Genomic DNA, 17,212 nt, shown 5'->3' on the forward strand with positions numbered 1-17,212 from the left:
GGTCCGGCCGGGCCCGTCAGCTCCCGGTGGATGCGGGGGCGCCGAACCACCGCGTCAGGGCCGCGGCGAGGCCCTGAGCCGCCTCGGCGTGGTCGTCGGCCGCGTCGGCCGCCCAGGCCGTGCATCCGTCGGGACGTACGAGCAGTGCGGCCGGGGCCGCCCCGGCGGGGCGGGCGGCGGTGACCACCCGTACCCGGTCGTCGTACCCCTCGGCCAGTGCGGTGAAGTCCGCGCGGCCGCCGAGCTTCGCGCCGTCCGTGAGGTGCAGGAGCAGGCCCCGGCCGTCGTGCATCAGGTCGGCGAGGCGGCGCCCGTCGGTGAGTTCGAAGTCGGGGGCGCTGCGGCCCACCAGCGGGTGGCTGCCGGGAAGGTCGTACCGCTGCCCCACGCCGGAGATCTTCTTGACGAAGTGGGTGGTGCCCGCGACCGTCCCGGCCAGCTCGGTGACGACGCCGAGCAGGGCGCGGGGTGCGGGTTCCGGCCGCATCAGGGCGATCTGCGCCCTGGACCAGTCGAGCACCCAGGCTCCGATCGGGTGCCGTTCGGCCGTGTAGGTGTCCAGCAGTCCTTCGGGGGCCCGGCCCCGGACCACCGCGGCGAGCTTCCAGCCGAGGTTCATCGCGTCCCCGATGCCGAGGTTCAGTCCCTGGCCGCCGAACGGCGAGTGGACGTGCGCGGCGTCCCCCGCGAGCAGCACCCGGCCGGCCCGGTAGTCGGCCGCCTGGCGTGCGTTGTCGGTGAAGCGGGTGGCGGATCGGACCTCGGTGACCTCCAGTTCCGCGACCCCCGTGACGTGCCGCAGGCTCGTCTGCAGCTCCTCGGCGGTGATGGGTGCCTCGCGGTCGGCGGGCGGTCCGTCGAACTCGACGGTGAGGACGCGGCCGGGGGCCGGCCCGTAGACGTACGTGCCGGTGGGGGTGTGGTTCCAGCCGGTCTTCAGGGTTTCGGCGCCGGTCAGGGTGACGACGGCCTGGTGGCCGGTGATCTGCGGTTCCGTTCCGGGGAAGGCGAAGCCGGCCAGCTTGCGCACCGTACTGCGGCCGCCGTCGCAGCCGACGAGCCAGCCGGCGCGCACGGTCCGGTCGGCGCCACCCCCGACCGGGGCCATGCGCACCTCGACCCCGCCGTCCTCGGCGTCGAAGCCCGTCAGCTCCACGCCCCGGAGCACCTCGGCCCCCAGCTGCGCGGCGCGTTCGCCGAGCAGTCGCTCGACGTCCTGCTGGGGTACGAGGCCCACGTCACCGGCGGACCCGGCGTGCGCGAAGTCGGGGTCGGCCGTGTCCAGCAGGTCGCCGTTCAGCATGATTCCGCCGAAGTGGCCCGCGAACTTGGGTGGCGTCCGCGGGGGTTGCCCGCCCGTCGAGCCGCCCGGCCGGTCGCGCACGAACGCCTGGAGCCGGTCCAGTACGCGCTGCTGTACGTCGGCCATCGCGGGCAGCAGCCCGCGGCGGTAGAAGGCTTCCGCGGTCGGCGTGTTGACCGATCCCGCCTTGACGGTCGGGTCCACGTCGGCGCGCCGCTCCAGGACGACCACGCGGGCTCCGCCCAGCCGGAGTTCGCAGGCCAGCATCAGTCCGACGGGCCCGCCGCCGGCCACCACCACATCTGTCATCACGTCCGAGTTCATAAGCTCACTATAGTCACTAAAAGTTTGTAGTTGCTATAGTCATTCCATGGAGCGATCGAACGACGCGAAGGAAGCACCGGGAACGGTCTCCCTGCGCGAGGCGAAGAAGCGCGAGACCCGGCAGCGGATCTCCGACGAGGCGACGGTGCTGTTCGCGGCGCGGGGTTTCGACCAGGTGACCGTGGCCGAGGTCGCCAAAGCCGCGCACGTATCGACGATGACGGTCTTCAACCACTTCCCGCGCAAGGAGGACCTCTTCCTCGACCGGATCCCCGAGGCCGTCGAGCTGTTCTCCGCGGCGGTGAGCGGCCGAGCGCGGGGCACGACCCCGCTCCAGGGCCTGCGCGCGCTGCTGCTCCAACTCCTCGACCAGCGCCACCCGCTGGCGGGCGTGGGCGACACCTTTCCGCACTTCTGGCGGATCGTGCTCGACTCCCCGGCGCTGCGAGCGCGGGCGCGCGAAGGCGTCGAGGAACTGGAGAACGCGCTGGCCGATGCGATCGGAGGCCCCGATGCCCGCCTGACCGCCGCCCTGGCCGTCGCCGCGTACCGGACCGTCTACGTCACCACGGCCACCCGGCTGCTCGACGGCGAGCGTGCGGCGGACCTGGCCGAAGACCACCGCATGCGCGTGGACGCGGCGTTCGACGCCCTGGAGCGCGCGCTTCCCGCCACTCCCTGAGATTCCCCGCCGACCGAGACCGGGGTGCCCGACTCTCTTTTCCGGGCAAGCGCGATCTTCCTCCGAAACCGGTTGCGTGCGGGGGAAGTTCCGCTGGACAGGGTCGGCTCGTGCTTGATGGAGTGACCGGCATGTCCCAGCTCCACCCCCAGCTCCACCCTGAGGCCGAGCGGCGCGTCAGCACGCTCGAGCTGTTCTTCGACCTCGTCTTCGTCTTCACGATCACGCAGTTGACCGTGATGCTCGCGCACGACCTGACCTTCGCCACCGCGGGCCGCGTCGCGCTCATCTTCATCGTGCTCTTCTGGATGTACGGCGCCTACGCCTACCTGACCAACCAGGTGCCGCCCGACAGGACGTCGCGGCGGCTGCTGCTCCTGCTCGGCATGGGCGGGTTCCTGGTCTGCGCACTCTCCGTCCCGCGTGCCTTCGGCGACACGGGCGCCGGGGTCGCCTTCGGGCTGGGCTACCTCCTCGTGGTCGTGGTGCACAGCGCCCTGTACACCCGCAGCCACGGCCGCGACGTCATCTGGTTCGCGATACCCAACGCACTGGCCGCGCTGTCCGTCACCGCCGCGGGCCCGGCCGACGGGCTCGCCGCCGACGAGCTGTGGGTACTGGCCCTGGTGCTGCAGTTCGTGACGCCGTACATCGCCCAGTTCGGCCCCGGCCGTCGGGACGGCCGCAGCGCCACGGAGCTGCGCAGCCAGCTCGGCGGGCTCGACCCGGCGCACTTCGTCGAGCGCCACGGACTCCTGCTGATCATCGCGTTCGGCGAGTCGGTCGTCGCCATCGGCATCGGTATCGGCGACACGGCCCTGTCGGCCGGGGTGGCCGTCGGCACGTTCCTCACCCTGGCCCTGGTGGCCGCGCTGTGGTGGACGTACTTCGTCCGGGACGAAAGCGCCGCGGAGGCCGCCGTCCGGCGCACGGCGCCGTCGCATCGCTTCGCGCTGACGATGAAGGCCTTCTACTACGCCTTCCTGCCGATGCTCCTGGGCATCGCCTGCTTGGCCGCCGGTGTCAAGAAGGTGCTCCCGCACCTCGACGAGCCGTTGCACACCGCCCCCGCCCTGTCGCTCGCCGGCGGGGTGGCCCTGTTCCTCGCCGGCGAGGTCGCCTTCCGCGCCGCCCTGCGGCTGAGGCCCCTCGCGTACCGTGCGGCCGCGGTGCCGTGCGCCCTCGCCACCGTGCCGGTCGGCCACTGGCTGTCCGGGCTGGCCCAACTCGTCGCCCTGGTCGGTGTGGTGGTGGCGATGCTGATGGCCGAGGACCGCTGGGCTCCGGCGGCCCTGGTCCCCGACGCGCCCGGCCGGCCGGACAAGATGCCTCCGGAACCGGTGGTGATGTGACCTGACCTGACCGGCGGGCTCGGTGGGGCCGTTGCCTCAGTGGGGGAACAGCGGCGTCACGGCGGCTTCCGAGCTGCTGTTCCAGTACGTCACGCGGACCTTGTCGTCGACGTACACGCCGCCCTTCGGCATCTGTAGGAGCAGACCCTCGCCCGTGTTGTGGTCGGGGCTCTGACCGTGCGGCGCGAGCGCCATGTTCGTCACGAGGGTGCTGACGTCCTTGTTGCTCTGGCGCAGGAGCAGACCCGCGTACGCCTCCTTGCCGGGGGCGAGGGTGACCACCGTCGGCGGCTTGGAATTCTCGAAGACCCCCACGAGGCGGCCGTGACCGTCCTCGAGCCGGAGCACCGGGTAGGTCTTCAACTTGCACGGCTTGGTCCCGGTGTTGGTCACGGTCAGCAGCAGCTTCGAGTCGTCCTTCGCGGGCGGCACGGCCCACTCCACCGTGACCCTGGTGTAGTCGTCTGAGCAGTTGCCGTCGATGCCCGTGGAGTCGCCCTCGGCCTCGCCCGGACGGCCCGGCGCGGCGGAGGACGCGGAGGGCTTGGCGGAGGCCGGGGGAACGGTCGGCGCCGACCCGGGCCCGGAGGCGGAGGCGGATGCGGATGCGGACGCGGACGCGGCGACGGAGGGGGAGGCGGAGGGTTTCGGCGGCGCGCTCGCCCCGGCCTTGCCGTCGCTCGGCTCGCAGGCCGTCGCGGCCAGGAGCGCGGCGGTGGCGAGGCCGAGGGCGCCGAGCGTCCGGGCGTGGGTGGTCTTGCGGTACGTGCGCATCACGAGCCCCCGTGGCTTCTGACGTGCTGGGATTGGTCTGGACAGGATGCCCGTCCCGGGTTCGTTTGCACCCCCCGCGAAGCACCGTTACAGCCCTCGCATGCGGCAGTGACGATTCCGTCGTGAGGGCGAGCCCCGAACTCCCGCCCGTCCCGCGCCATGACCGTGCTGGTCGCCGCCGCGGCGCTCCCCGCCACCGTCACGGCCGCCACCGCCACGACCGCCACCGACGCCCGCGCCGCGGGCGCCGAGCGGCGGCCGCCGAGCATCGTCGCGGACTGGGCCCGCGCCTGGAACGGCGCCGACCCGCAGGCGCTCGGCGCCCTGTTCACCACCGACGGCACCTACGCCGACCTGGGCGTGGGGATCACCTTCCACGGCCCCCAGGAGATCGCCGGATGGAAGGTCCGCGCCGACGGCCTCATCGACGACGTCCACGTCACCGTGCGCGCCGCCCACCGCGCCGGTGACCACATCACCGTCGAGGCCGTGTACTCCGGCCATCTCAAGGGCGCGCCCCAGCCGTTCGCGGTGCCGATGACCACCCTCCTCGACCTCGACAGGAACCATTGCCGGATCACCTCCGACGAGGACCACTACAGCCTCACCGCGGTGCTCACCCAGTCCGGCCTGCCGGCCGGTTGGACCCCGCCCGTCGGCTGACCGGAGGCGGCGCGCCCGGGCAGCGGGGATGAGACGGGGAGACGGTCCGTCAGGACGGGTTGGCTTCGCTGCGCAGTCGCCGCGCGTCCGCGGCATCGGAACAGCCACGTCTGGCGCTGGAGCAGGGGAGCGAGCGCAGCGGCCACGCTCAGGCCGCCGGCCTCCGGGGCACTCGGGGGCTGGGATCGCTCACGGATCTCTCCTGCGGGGAGAGAGACCTCAGCATCCCCCGCGGGGCGGCGGGGCCCCGGACGCCGTGCCGCACGGGCCGGGCGCCGCGCCCGGATGGCCCCCGGCCCGGTCCGCGACGAGGCGGACCGCCGCGATCGTGAGGTCCGGGTCGTGGAGCTGGACGTAGTGGTCGCTCCCGGTCGCCAGCAAGTGCGGAGTCTGCGGCCGCATGCCCACCAGCGCCTGCTGGGCCCCGGGCCACGCCTTCTCCAGCTTCGCCAGCAGGTCCTTGGACATTGTGGGCGGCGCGGCGAAGGGTGCGGTCTTGCTGAGCACCGCGACCGGGACCGGTGGGAGCGGGCCGCCGCGGTCGATGGCGGTGACACCGCCGTCGATGTCGACCTGTTCGAAGTCCGGATCCGCGTCGAAGGACGTGCCCGGGTGCCGCAGCGCCTCGACGTACGCCGTCCAGTCCGCCCCCATCGCGGGCTTCAGCGCCGGTCCCAGCGCGTCCACCAGGACCAGCCCGCGGGTCCGTTGCGGGTGCTCCTGCGCGTACCGGAGCGCGAGCATCCCGCCGAAGGAGTGCCCCACCAGCAGGTACGGGCCGGGTACGCGCCCGGCCGTCAGCACCCGGTCCAGGTCCCGCACCATGGCCGCCAGGGCCCGGGTACCCCGCACGGGCGTGCTGCGGTCGGTGAGCTCCGGCGGTCGCGTGTAGCGGATGGTGCCGGGCCGGTCGTAGGCGCACACCCGGGTGAAGGCGGCCACGCCCGGCAGCACCGCGGGGGACCTCGGCACGGGCGGGGCGGTGTCCGTCAGGGACCACGGGTCGGAGGCCTCGTGCAGCCCGGCCAACAGCACCACGGTCGGGCTCCCGGAGCCCGAGCAGTGGAGGTACAGGCTCCGGCCGCCGCCGATGTCCACCCGCTGTTCGGTGTCACCGCCGCCCGGGGGCGGCGCTGCGGCCGTCAGCAGGACGGCGGCCACGAGCGCCGCCGCGGCCCCGGGCACACGCCATCGCATGCCCCAAGCCTCCCTCGCCCTCCCGCGCCCCGCCATCCGGACCCGTACCCCGCCATCCGGACCCGTACCCCGCCACCCGGACCCGTACCGCGGGCCGTCGGCAGCCGCGGGGCGGCCGTCGCCCCCTCCGCTGCCGGGGCTCCGTATGCGTCCGAGCCATTTCTGGCATATGCCTACCGTCTCGCGGGGCCTTGGGCCTACGGTGACGGCACCGGAAACCTCCGGCACCGGCGTCCCTCCCGACCTCTCCGCGGGAGGGCTGCCGTGTGCTCGCCGCCGGTCGTGCGGGAGCCTGCGCGGACACCCGACCGCCGACGCATCGCGGTCGCACAAGCCGATCAGCGCCGGAACCGGGTGCCCCCGGGTGGCGTCTCTTCCGCCGCAAGTGGAGAGCGCCGTCGCCACCAACCACCTGAGGGAGCATCAGCGATGACCTGGAGAACCTGGAGAACCCGGAGAACCCGGAGAACCTGGAGAACTCGGAGAACCTGGAGCGCGCTGATAGCGAGTCTGGCCGTACTCCTCGGCCTGACCGCCGCCGGGGCCTCACCCGCATTCGCCGGGTTGGACGCCCGGGATCCCTACATCGACCAGCACTGCGCCATCGACACCATCGGGAGCGGTACGACGAGCATCGCCGTACCCGTGGACCGGCTGAGCCTGAACCTGAGCGCCGTAGGGCACGACCCCGCCGGGTCCAAGATCACCGTCGTGTACACCATCCCCGGCACCAGCAAGTACGGCACCCTCTTCGGCCAGTACGACCCCGCCAGAGGACACGCGACCTTCAACTACACGATCGACTCCCCACCCGCTGACTCGACGCTGAGCATCAGTTTCGAGATCGCCTGGCCCGACGGCACCTACTACAGCAACACGCTGACGCGCCCACTGCTCCACTGCACGCGGGACAACGCGAGCGACGTCGACAAGAGGTGGTGGCAGGACCTCGCCGCCGTCACCGTCTTCCAGCAGTGCACCAGCGTCGGCAGGTGGCCGTACTCCGTCCGCGCGGTGGACGTGACCGTGCACCGCTCGAACGACGGGCCCCGCACCGCGGGCCTGCCGGTCTGGACCGACTACTGGATCCCCGGCAAGAAGGGCTACACGGCGGGAGCGTCCGGCACCACCGACGTCACCGGTGACTCCTGGCAGACGTTCCGCCTGGTCGCCCCGCCCACCGGCGCCGAACTCGACATCGTGTCGAGCACCCGGGACTCCTCCCCCTACACCTTCCCCGTGCACACTTGGGTCCCGATCGCCTGCTGACCGGACGGAGCCACCGGGACGCGTTGCCCCGGCCAATGAGCAGCGCGGGCCGAGCGCTCGAGCGACAGCCGATGTCGACCTCGGCATGCCCACCGCTTGGTGCTCCTCGATGCCGATGCCGATGCCGAGGTTGAGATCGAGGCTCATATCGGCTACCCGGCGTCGGTGGGCAGGATCCGTTCGAGGACGTCTGCGTAGAGGGAGCGCTTGTCGGGACGGGCGTGGTCGGCGGCGTGTCTGAGGGCGGGGAGGGCCTGGGTGCCCATGTGGACGAGTCCCTCGGCCGCGGCCTTGCGGACGGCGGGGTGGGGGTGTTCCAGCAAGCCGGTCACGGCGGGGATCGCGGGGGTCCAGGCCGCGTGGCAGAGGGTGCGGATCGCCGTGCGGACCAGGTCCGGTTGGGGGTCCTCGAGCAGGACGGAGGTGTGGTGCAGGTAGGTCTGGCGGTCCAGCATGGCCCGCGAGGTCCGCTGGGCGTGCAGCCGGACCTTCGGCCTGGGATGGTGCAGCAATGCGCCCAGCAGGTCCCGCAGGCCGGGGTCCTGGTCCGGGTCGGGACCGGCGTGTCCCTCGGTCAGCAGCATGAGTGCCTGGCGTATCCGCACCGGGTCGCCGGTCCGGGCCAGGTCCAACAGCTCCTGTCGAGAGGGGGGTTGGGCTGCTGCCGTCGGTACGGTGGGGGCACGGTCGCGGTCGCGGAGCGAGGCCAGCGCGGCGGCGTCCTGCCGTGCGGCGTCCGGGCGACGTAGCGGACCCTCGACGAGGATCAGCTGGTCCGCGAGGTCGTCCCGCCCTTCGGCGCGCAGTCGGCGACAGGTGCGGGTCAGCACGGGGGTGCGCAGCAGGGGCCGCCCGCGGAGCAGTTCGAGGAACCCCCAGGCACCGGCGTCGAGGCGGTCGCCGAGGTGCCCCGCCAGTACGTCGCCGGGGACCCGGCGCAGCGCCCGCGCCACCGCGGAGCCGCTCGATGGCGGGTCGTGCTCCCACCATTCCAGCAGCAGCGGGACCAGCGGCTCCAGGTTCGCCGGGTCGAGCGCGCTTGCCGCGAGAGCGACCCTGTCGTGCAGGACGCCGTCCGCGCGCAGTTCCGTCTCGCCGATCGCGCTCAGTGTCCCGGCCAGTCCGCCGCCGACGGGTACGTCGATGCGCCCGTGCAGGAACGCGCGGAGCACGGTGAGTCCGGCCTCGGGCTCGGGCCAGGCCAGGAGCGCCCGGGCCGCGGTGTGCCGCCGGTCCGCCTCGGGCGCCTGCAGCATGGCCACCAGGCGTTCGCGCAGCGCGGTCGAGCGGGGTTGGTCGAGGTCGTCGATGGACACGGTCCGCCGCGGTCGTGGCGCGGGCGCACGGGTGGTCTCGGCGATGGTCCAGGGTGGTGCGTCGAGGGGCTGGAGGGCCGTCATCCAGTCGACGAGGGCGCTGCGGACCTCGGGGGCGGCGGAGGCGTAGACCTCGATCAAGGCGGTCAGGCGGTACCGGGAGCCGGGGATGGCGTCCTGCTGCCGCGGGAGGCGGCGGAATTCCTCCAGGGCGCTCGGGGTGCGTACGGTCGCAAACAGCGCGGCTCGCCACGCCTCCGCCGCCGCCCCCGCCTCCCCAGCTGCCGCGGCGGGCGCGGCGGTCGCTGAGCTCGCGGCGGGCTGCGAGGGTGTGAACGCATCCCGCAGCACCGCTGCCTCGGCCCGCCAGGGGTCGGCGCCCAGCCGGGCCGAAGCGAGTGCCTGCTCGAGGTCGGCGCGCACCAGCACCGCGCCGAGGCTACCGAGCAGGTCCAGAGTGGAGCGGTCCCCTCCGGGTGCGGCGGCGGGTAGTGCGCGTACCGCGTCGGCGACAGTCTGCCTCTCGATCGCCGACAGCGTCGGCGCGACGGCTTCGAGCAGCACGACGAGGTCCTGCCGGTCTCTTGCCGATGGCTCGCCGAGCCCGTCCACCAGAACCCTGGCGGACCGGGCGAAAGTCGACAGCTCCGCGGCCGACCAGGGTGCGGGACAGAGCCGGAGCGTGAGCCGCAGCACGCGACCCCGGGCCCCGGCTGCGGCCCCAGGTTCGGTCCCGGGTTCGGTCCCGGGTTCGGCCCCGGCTGCGGCCCCGGCTGCGGCCCCGGCTGCTGTTCCGGCTTCTGTTCCGGGTTCGCTCCCGGCCAGCCGAAGCCAGTCCGCCAGCAGGGGCCGTAGCGCCGCCAACTGAGCGGGGTGCGGCGGCTCGTGGCGCTCGGCGATGCGTCGCGCGACCGCCGGATTCCAGCCGTCCACCGTCAGCGACCTGATGTCGGGGTCCGCCGCGGCGTCCACCGCTGACGGGAGCGCGGCGGGCGCGACGGCCGTGGCGGGCGTCGCGATCCCGTGCTTGGCCATGGCCGTGGACAGGTCCTCGACCGTCCCCGAGGCGAGGCCGACCCGGCCGCTCGCCACCAGGGCGAGCAGGGGCGTGGCGACCGGTGATGCCTGGGCGTCCAGCGCGAGGACCGAGCGCGCGGGCAGCGTGCGGTCGAGGCCTGCCAGCAAGAGCTCGCGGGCGCGGCCGTCTTCGCTCTGTTCGGCGGCGGCGAGTACGGTCGCCAGGAAGGCATCGCCGAGGACGGCGCGCAGGGCCTCGACGAGCGTGCCGCGCAGGCCGGGATTGTCGTGGTGCCCGAGCCAGAAGAGGAGCGCCGGTACCGCCGCGGGGGTGCCGGCGCGGACCAGGACCTCGGCGGCGGTCTTCTTGACGTTCATGTTCGGATGCCCGAGACACGCGGCGATGGCGCGGGAGGCCCAGCGGGCCCGCGCGTGCCCGAGGGCGAGCAACGCCTGCCGGACGGTCTGGATGTCCGGGGCGGCGGTCAGCGCGATCAAGGTCGCGGACAGCGCTTGTGCGTCGTCCCCCGTGGTGTCGCGGGCGAGCAACGCGATCACGTGCTTGCGCACGTGCCGGTCGCGGTGCCGCAACAGGCGGTGCGCCCGCGCTCGGGCGCGGGCGTAGGGGGCTCGGAGCAGGAGTTCGAGCAGGACCGCCTGCTCGCCGCTCGACAGTCCGGGACGGTCCAGCAGGTCGAGCGCCGTCGTCGCGACGAGTGCGTCTCCGGCCTCCCGCGCGGTCCGTGCGTCCAGCAGGCAGGACGGCCTGATCCGTCCCCGCTCGTGGAGACGGCGGCCCAAGTCGTGGACGGCGTCGACGACTTCCTGGGGTACGACGGGCTCGGCGGCCGGCTGGCCGCCTGCGCCCGGCGCCGGGACCACGCCCGGCGCGCGCGAAGCCGCCAGCTCGGCCACGACGCGCAGGAGGAGGTCCGCGATGACCGGCAGCGTGCCCGCGCCGCCGTGGGCGGCCAGTCTGCACAGTGCCGCCACCGGCTGGTCCGGGTCCAGATGGGAACTCAGGAGGGCCAGTTCCTCCTCGTCCGGGCCACCGAGATCCGCCGCGACGCGCGCCGGCAGGTCGGCGGGGTCGAGGCGGACGAGGAGGGAGCGGCGCTGTGCCGGATCGTGGGTCAGATGCCACAGCACCTCGAGGGCGTCGTTGCGTACCGCGCGCAGGTGTGGCGCGATCACGCCCGTACCGTCCTCAGTGGCGGCCGCGGCGGGCGTGGTGGGCGTGGCGGGCGCGGTGAGCCCTAGTCCTTCGCGCAGCGCTGCCACCGTCCGCGGGCCGCCGATGGCCTCCAGAGCGCCCAGCGCCGCCGCGGGTGCCGAGGGCAGGAGGGCGATGACGGCGTCCTCGGCATCCGCAGGGCGCACCGCGCGGATCGCGTCGAGGAATGGCCCCGGCACGGGGGCCGAGCCAAGGGCCCGGGTGATCGCGTCCCCGATCGGAAGCTCCGGCACCCCCTGGTCGGCCAGGGCGACCAGCAGCGCGAGCCGCCGCGGCCAGCTCGGATCGTCGGCGGCGGCATCCACCAGTACGCGGAACATCGCCTGTCGGCAGGTGAACAGGACCGTCGCGACCTCGTCGGGCGCGATCGTGTGATCGGCCAGGGCCAGGGCGACGATCGACGGCACGTCCGGACCGTCCGGGAAGTGGCCGCGGCGATGGAGCCCGCGAAGACACGCCACCATCGGCGCGCCGAACAGCAACGGGTCCCGGGCGGCGACGGCCGTCAACGTACCGATGTCACCGCGCTCCGCCAGCTCACCGAGCAGTTCCAGCGCGCGCCGCCGGGGGCCCGGCGGCAGGTCCGGATCGTCGATGACCAGCCGCAGCAGGTCAGGGTGCCCATGATGAGCCGCGGCCGCGAGCGCGGCGTCGGCCACCCCGGGGCGTGCGTGCACCGATTCGGCCGTGAGGAACGCGGACAGGCATGCCGCCGGCAAGGGATCCAACGCCGCCCAGGGTTCGGTGAGTTCACCCAGCACGGCGACGAGGGCGTCCGCGCTGTCGGCGGCGAGCAGGCGGATCATACGTGCGCGGACCAGCCCGGGAGCGAGCAGACCGGCGTGCAGCCCCTGCCGGGCCAGCCGCAGCGCCGCGGCCTGCAACACCGGGTCGCCGCTGTCCACCAGCTCGCTCACGAGCTGCTCGGGCCGGTGCGCGCGGGTGATGCTCGCCTCCCGTACGGCCTGGTACAGCAGCTCGCCCGGAGCCTCACGGCGGATGACCGCCGGCTCGTTGAGCAGCTCGGCGCGCAGCCAGGCGATCCGTACCCGTGCGGGCAGCTCGGCGCCGCGCCACGCCGGCCGGGGGCGCCCGCGGAGATACGGCCCCAGCCGTTCGTGGAGCCGAGCCAGTACGAGCGCCACCTCCGGCGGCCCCTCCACCGCTACCGGCAGCAGCCCCGCGAGCTCGGCCATCTCCACCTCGTCGGCCGCCGGGCCGGACTCCGGCGCGACGCGCTCGGCCAGAAGCGCCAACCCCAGCCGCCGCAGGCGCGGATCCTCGTGCCGGACCAGACGCCCGAAGACGGCCGCCGGGCAGAGCCGCGCGTCAAGATGGCGGCCCAGCCAGTCGACGTCGGCTCGACGTATCGCATAGTGGATGGCCTTGTTCGGCGACGTGCTCATCATCGGATGCTAACCGGGCCGCCGCGGCGGCCCGCGCTCCGGAGCCGGGATCGCTGGTTCCTGATGCGGCTCCGGCTCAGCGCCCACCAGGTGCGTCGGGCGGGCCGCGCCGTAGGAGATCCGGCCGACGGCCGCCGCCGAGAACCCCGCCCTGGCCGCGCCCGCGCCCGTGTCCGTCGGGAGGGGCAGAGGGGGAGGAGGCGCGAGGTACCCGGCGGGTTCCGGCGTCACGGGCCCGTGATTCCTTCGAGGTCGCCCAGGTTGATCAGGCTCACGCGGTGGCCGCAGGCGTCCCACCGCACGTGCTTCCGCGCGCCCCAGTAGGAGAGGTCGTGGGCCATGAGGTCGCCGGTCGGTCCCGCCGCGGTGGCAGGGCGACCACGGAGGACCGGGCCTCGGTGATGCTTCGGTGCGGAACTGCGGTGGCCGGTGCCACCAAAGTCACGCCGCCCCGCCAGGTATCCCAAGCCGCCGGGATCGTGCCCGGCGGCGCATCCTTGCGAAGCGGACCGGCGGTCCGTATGGTTCGTACATACGGACCGACGGTCCGTTTTTGATCGCCGCGTCCCGGAGCAGAACGGAACCCCCGAACATGACCCTCCCCATGGCACCCGCGGAGCTCTACCGGCACGGCCTGCGTCTGTTGCTGGACAAGGACATCCCCGGGTGGGTGGACCTCTGGCACGAGGACGGGGTCCTGGAGTTCCCCTTCGCGCCCCACGGCTGGCCCGGCAGGCTGGAAGGGCGACAGGCCATCGCCGACTACATGCGCCACTACCCCGACCACGTCGACCTCCACGACTTCCCGGAGGTGACGGTCCACCAGACCACCACCCCCGAGACGGTCGTGGTCGAGATGCGCGGGGTCGGCCGCCTGGTGGAGACCGGCGGTCCCTTCGACATGAAATACATCGCCGTGGTCACCGTCGAGGACGGGCTCATCACCTCCTACCGTGACTACTGGAACCCCCTCGCCGTTCAGGAACCGGGCGCCGACTTCGTCGGAGCGAACCGATGAGCGACCTCAAGGCCACCCTGGTCATCGGAGCCACCGGTACCACCGGCCGCCGCGTCACCGCCGGACTCGTCCGCGAAGGCCACCTCGTCAAGGCAGCCGGGCGCACCGCCACGCCGGTGGAGGGTGCGGAGGCCGTCCGCTTCGACTGGAACGAGTCCGCTACCTGGGGTGCGGCCCTGGGCGGTGTCGACCGTGTGTACCTCGTCCCGCCCATCGGCTCCTCCGACCCGGCCGCGGTGATGCTGCCCTTCCTCCGGGAGGCCCGTGCGGCCGGGGTGCGGCGGGCGGTGCTGCTCAGCTCATCGGCGATCCCCGCGGGCGGTCCGGCCGTGGGGCAGGTCCACCAGGCGCTGCCCGGCCTGCTCGAGGAGTGGGCCGTGCTGCGGCCCTCGTGGTTCATGCAGAACTTCACCGGAACCACCCCGCACGCCCGCAGCATCCGAGCGGAGGGCGCCATCCGGACGGCCTCGGGGGACGGCCGCGTCGGTTTCGTCGACGCGCAGGACATCGCCGCCGTCGCCGTACGCGCCCTGACCGACGAGGAGGCTCTCCAGGGCGATCTGCTCCTCACCGGGCCGGAGACGCTGAGCTACGACGACGTCGCCGCGATCATCACCGAGGTCACCGGCCGCCCCGTCGTACACCGGCACCTGACCTTCGACGAGCTGCGCGACCGCTGGGCGGCCGAGATCCCGGTGGAGTTCGCCACCCTGCTCGCCGGCCTGGACCGGGCCATCGCGGACGGCGCCGAGGACCGCACGTCGGACACCGTCCAGCGGATCACCGGGCGGCCCCCGGGCACCTTCCGCGCCTTCGTCGAACGGGAAGTGTCATGAGGGGAGCGAGGCGAGCGAGGGGAGCGAGGGGGGCGGGCGGAGGAGGCGGAGTGGGTGGAGTCCCGCACCGGGCACCCTCCGTAGGGTGGCACCACGTATCGTCGACCGGCACCACGAGCCCGTTCCGGCGGGGACCGGCCGAGGCCGCCAAGGAGGACCTGTGGCTCAGCGCCCAGAACGCGCGGACGCCCTGCGCAACCGAGAAGCCGTCCTGGCCGCGGCCGACGCCCTCTTCGCCGCCAGCGGCAGCCCGCAGAGCGTGTCGATGGACGACATCGCCGCGGCCGCGGGCGTCGGCAAAGGCACCCTCTTCCGGCGCTTCGGGGACCGTTCGGGCCTGATCGGCGCCGTGATCGCCTCCCGCCTCGAACCCCTCCAGCGCGCCGTGCAGGAGGCGTGGGGCGCGGCCGGGTCCTCGCCGCGGCAGCGCGTGCTGGACCTCCTCGACGCCTCGCTGCGCTTCAAGATCGAGAACCGGAACCTGATGTCGGCCGCGGAGGACGCGGGGCTCAGCAGCCCCTACCGGGCCGAGCACTACGGTTGGTGGCACGACCTCCTCCGCGCGGCACTGGAGCAGATGCCCGGCGTACCCCACCCGGATTTCACCGCCCACGCGCTGCTGGCCGCCATCCGCGCCGACCTCGTGGCCCACCTGATCGACGATCAGGGGATGGATTCCGACGGCCTGCGGGCCTCGCTCGCGGCGTACGTCGACAAGGTCCTCGGCGGCGAGTGAGCCGGCCCGAATCGCCCTGAGCCGACTCGGTCAGGGGCAATATCCGGAACGCGGAAATCCGTGCAGTGATGCGGAATTCAGACCTCCAGGCGGTCCCTTCCGGAGGCCCGGCCGGGAAGGTCATTTCCCGGCCGTCCGCCTCTCCTCTGTCTCGATTTCGACCGTTACAGAACTCCGGCCGGCGGGCTACTCTCCAACCGGCAGCGGGGGGCTTCCACGGGGCACGAACTCTCGGACGGGATCGTTTACTTCGGGCCGGACGGCCGCCTTCACCTCTGCGTTGACCCATGTTCGGGGGTAATCCCGAACCGACGACTAGGACAGCGATGAAGGCACGCAAGACGACGCTCCGGGCCGCCTGCGCGGCCGTCGCGGCGGGCGCCCTGGCATGGCTCGCGATCGCCGGCGGAGCCATCGGCGGGACCACCGCGCACAGCGCCGAGGGCAACGCCACGGACAGCGTCGCGATGAAGGCGACGGCCGATGAAGGCCCTGGTTACGCCGTCGAGGACTTCGGTTATCCGAACGCCGACAAGATCCTCGCGGAGCGCGGCATCACGCTGAAGCGCGGCGACGGCCATATCCTCCTCGCCGACTGCGCGAGCGGCTCCGACCTGCTCGAAGTGTGGTCACGCGCGAACGAGAAGATCTGCTTCCGGGTGACCGGGACCACCGGCTACCTGACGCTCGAAATCCCCGCGGTATTCGCGGTCAAGGGCAACAGCTACGCGGCTCGGGTCGACATGACCACGGGCGCCGAGGGAAAGTCCTACGACGTGAACAAGAACGCGTGGACCCCGGTGGGCGAGAGCGCGGACGATCAGGGTCGCGATTTCATGCTCATGGAAATCAAGACGACCAAGTGACCGCCCGCCTCATCAGGCGGTGACGTTCCCGCGATACGTCACCCTTGTCGGTCGATTCCCGCGCCCCTGCTCGCCCGCCCCTGCTCGCCTGAAGGATCCCGCATGCCTGTTTCCCCTCCGCACTCCGCGCGGACAGCCGGTCTGCTCGTCACCGCCATCGCGGTCTCGGCCGCTCTCACCGCCGCACCCACCGCCCTCGCGGTCGCCGGCCCCGAAGCCACCGGCGGACAGTTCGCCCCGCTCGTCAGGCTCACCGTCGGAGGCGAGGCCAACTCCCGCGCCTGCACCGCCGTTCTGGTCGACCAGTCGTGGATCGCCACCGCCGCCAGCTGCTTCGCCGACCGGCCCGGTTCGCCCGTCCAGGCCGGCAAGCCCGCCCTGAAGAGCACCGCCACGCTCAGCACCGGCCAGGTCGTCGAGGTCACCGATCTCGTGCCCCGCACCGACCGCGACCTTGTCCTCGGCCGTCTCGCCACCTCCGCCCCCGGTATCGCGGTCATCAAGCGCGCGACCACTGCGCCCGCCACCGGCTCCGACGTCACGGCCGCGGGATTCGGCCGCACCAAGACCGAATGGGTGACCGACAAGCTCCACACCGGCACCTTCACCCTCAACACCACCGACGCCACCACCCTCGCCGTCACCGGCAAGGACGGCGCGGCCATCTGCAAGGGAGACACCGGCGGCCCCCTGCTCAGCCAGGCCGGCGAGCTCGTCGGCATCAACAGCCGTTCCTGGCAAGGAGGATGCCTCGGCACCCCCGCCGCCGAGACCCGCACCGGCGCCGTCACCGCGCGCGTCGACGACCTGAACGACTGGATCGGGGAAACCGTCCGCCCGGTCGCTCCGCACGACTTCAACGGTGACGGCCGCTCCGACGCGGTGATGGTGTATCACCATGCGAACTCTGAGATTGGTTTCTACACCTCGTTGGGTAATGCGGTGGGTGGGTTCGGTGATTTCTCGTTGGGGTACACGGTTCCGGTGAACAGTTGGGATCGGGCTTCGATGAAGCTGATCTCGGGTGATTTCAATGGGGATCGGCGTGCGGATGTCGGCATGATGTACCGGTTCGGTGACGGCTCCATCAAGATGTTCACGGGTCTGGCCGATGCTGCTGGGCACATTCAGCCGTTCACGGCGAGTGCGAGTGTTCCGGCGAGTGCGGGTTGGGATTGGAATGCCATTGAGCTCCGGTCGGGTGATTTCAATGGTGATG

At 72.9% G+C, this 17,212-nt stretch carries 13 protein-coding genes; 9 read left to right on the forward strand and 4 right to left on the reverse strand.

The window, feature by feature from the left end; genetic code table 11:
- Positions 1–16: 16 nt before the first annotated feature.
- The gene (locus ABT084_RS03085; protein WP_351037912.1) at positions 17–1,627 is read right to left on the reverse strand and encodes an FAD-dependent oxidoreductase; all 1,611 of its coding nucleotides are present in this window, start codon (positions 1,625–1,627) and stop codon (positions 17–19) included.
- A gap of 46 nt (positions 1,628–1,673) precedes the next feature.
- On the opposite strand from ABT084_RS03085, the gene ABT084_RS03090 reads away from it, so the two are divergent.
- Complete coding sequence (locus tag ABT084_RS03090) at positions 1,674–2,309, forward strand: TetR/AcrR family transcriptional regulator (RefSeq protein WP_351037913.1); 636 nt, start codon at positions 1,674–1,676, stop codon at positions 2,307–2,309.
- 131 nt (positions 2,310–2,440) lie between these two features.
- On the forward strand, positions 2,441–3,661 hold the full coding sequence (locus tag ABT084_RS03095; RefSeq protein ID WP_351037914.1) for a low temperature requirement protein A: 1,221 nt from the start codon (positions 2,441–2,443) through the stop codon (positions 3,659–3,661).
- A gap of 36 nt (positions 3,662–3,697) precedes the next feature.
- On the opposite strand, the gene ABT084_RS03100 is transcribed toward ABT084_RS03095, so the two are convergent.
- The gene (locus ABT084_RS03100) at positions 3,698–4,435 is read right to left on the reverse strand and encodes a DUF4232 domain-containing protein (protein WP_351037915.1); all 738 of its coding nucleotides are present in this window, start codon (positions 4,433–4,435) and stop codon (positions 3,698–3,700) included.
- 159 nt (positions 4,436–4,594) lie between these two features.
- On the opposite strand from ABT084_RS03100, the gene ABT084_RS03105 reads away from it, so the two are divergent.
- Complete coding sequence (locus tag ABT084_RS03105; RefSeq protein ID WP_351037916.1) at positions 4,595–5,098, forward strand: nuclear transport factor 2 family protein; 504 nt, start codon at positions 4,595–4,597, stop codon at positions 5,096–5,098.
- A 219-nt stretch (positions 5,099–5,317) separates the two neighbouring features.
- Here the strand turns inward: ABT084_RS03105 and ABT084_RS03110 are convergent, their stop codons facing one another.
- A complete protein-coding gene (locus ABT084_RS03110; RefSeq protein ID WP_351037917.1) occupies positions 5,318–6,295 on the reverse strand; it encodes an alpha/beta fold hydrolase in 978 nt (325 codons plus the stop codon).
- Positions 6,296–6,859: 564 nt separating this feature from the next.
- On the opposite strand from ABT084_RS03110, the gene ABT084_RS03115 reads away from it, so the two are divergent.
- On the forward strand, positions 6,860–7,564 hold the full coding sequence (locus ABT084_RS03115; RefSeq protein ID WP_351037918.1) for a hypothetical protein: 705 nt from the start codon (positions 6,860–6,862) through the stop codon (positions 7,562–7,564).
- A 152-nt stretch (positions 7,565–7,716) separates the two neighbouring features.
- On the opposite strand, the gene ABT084_RS03120 is transcribed toward ABT084_RS03115, so the two are convergent.
- Positions 7,717–12,537, reverse strand: a complete 4,821-nt coding sequence (locus ABT084_RS03120; protein WP_351037919.1) for a HEAT repeat domain-containing protein — start codon at positions 12,535–12,537, stop codon at positions 7,717–7,719.
- Positions 12,538–13,129: 592 nt separating this feature from the next.
- On the opposite strand from ABT084_RS03120, the gene ABT084_RS03125 reads away from it, so the two are divergent.
- From ABT084_RS03125 to ABT084_RS03145, 5 genes are all read left to right on the forward strand, one after another.
- A complete protein-coding gene (locus ABT084_RS03125) occupies positions 13,130–13,555 on the forward strand; it encodes a nuclear transport factor 2 family protein (protein WP_351037920.1) in 426 nt (141 codons plus the stop codon).
- Positions 13,552–14,391 carry an NmrA family NAD(P)-binding protein gene (locus ABT084_RS03130; protein ID WP_351037921.1) on the forward strand — a complete coding sequence of 280 codons (840 nt, stop codon included), beginning with the start codon at positions 13,552–13,554 and terminating at the stop codon, positions 14,389–14,391. The genes ABT084_RS03125 and ABT084_RS03130 overlap by 4 nt, the downstream gene beginning before the upstream one ends.
- 160 nt (positions 14,392–14,551) lie before the next feature.
- The gene (locus ABT084_RS03135; RefSeq protein ID WP_351037922.1) at positions 14,552–15,127 is read left to right on the forward strand and encodes a TetR/AcrR family transcriptional regulator; all 576 of its coding nucleotides are present in this window, start codon (positions 14,552–14,554) and stop codon (positions 15,125–15,127) included.
- A 326-nt stretch (positions 15,128–15,453) separates the two neighbouring features.
- Positions 15,454–15,993, forward strand: coding sequence for a hypothetical protein (locus tag ABT084_RS03140; protein WP_351037923.1), 540 nt, complete (start codon positions 15,454–15,456; stop codon positions 15,991–15,993).
- A gap of 102 nt (positions 15,994–16,095) precedes the next feature.
- The coding region (locus ABT084_RS03145) for a trypsin-like serine protease (RefSeq protein ID WP_351037924.1) at positions 16,096–17,212 on the forward strand (1,117 nt) is incomplete at its 3' end.

The organism is Streptomyces sp. NPDC002138, from assembly GCF_040296485.1.
GTDB lineage: Bacteria > Actinomycetota > Actinomycetes > Streptomycetales > Streptomycetaceae > Streptomyces.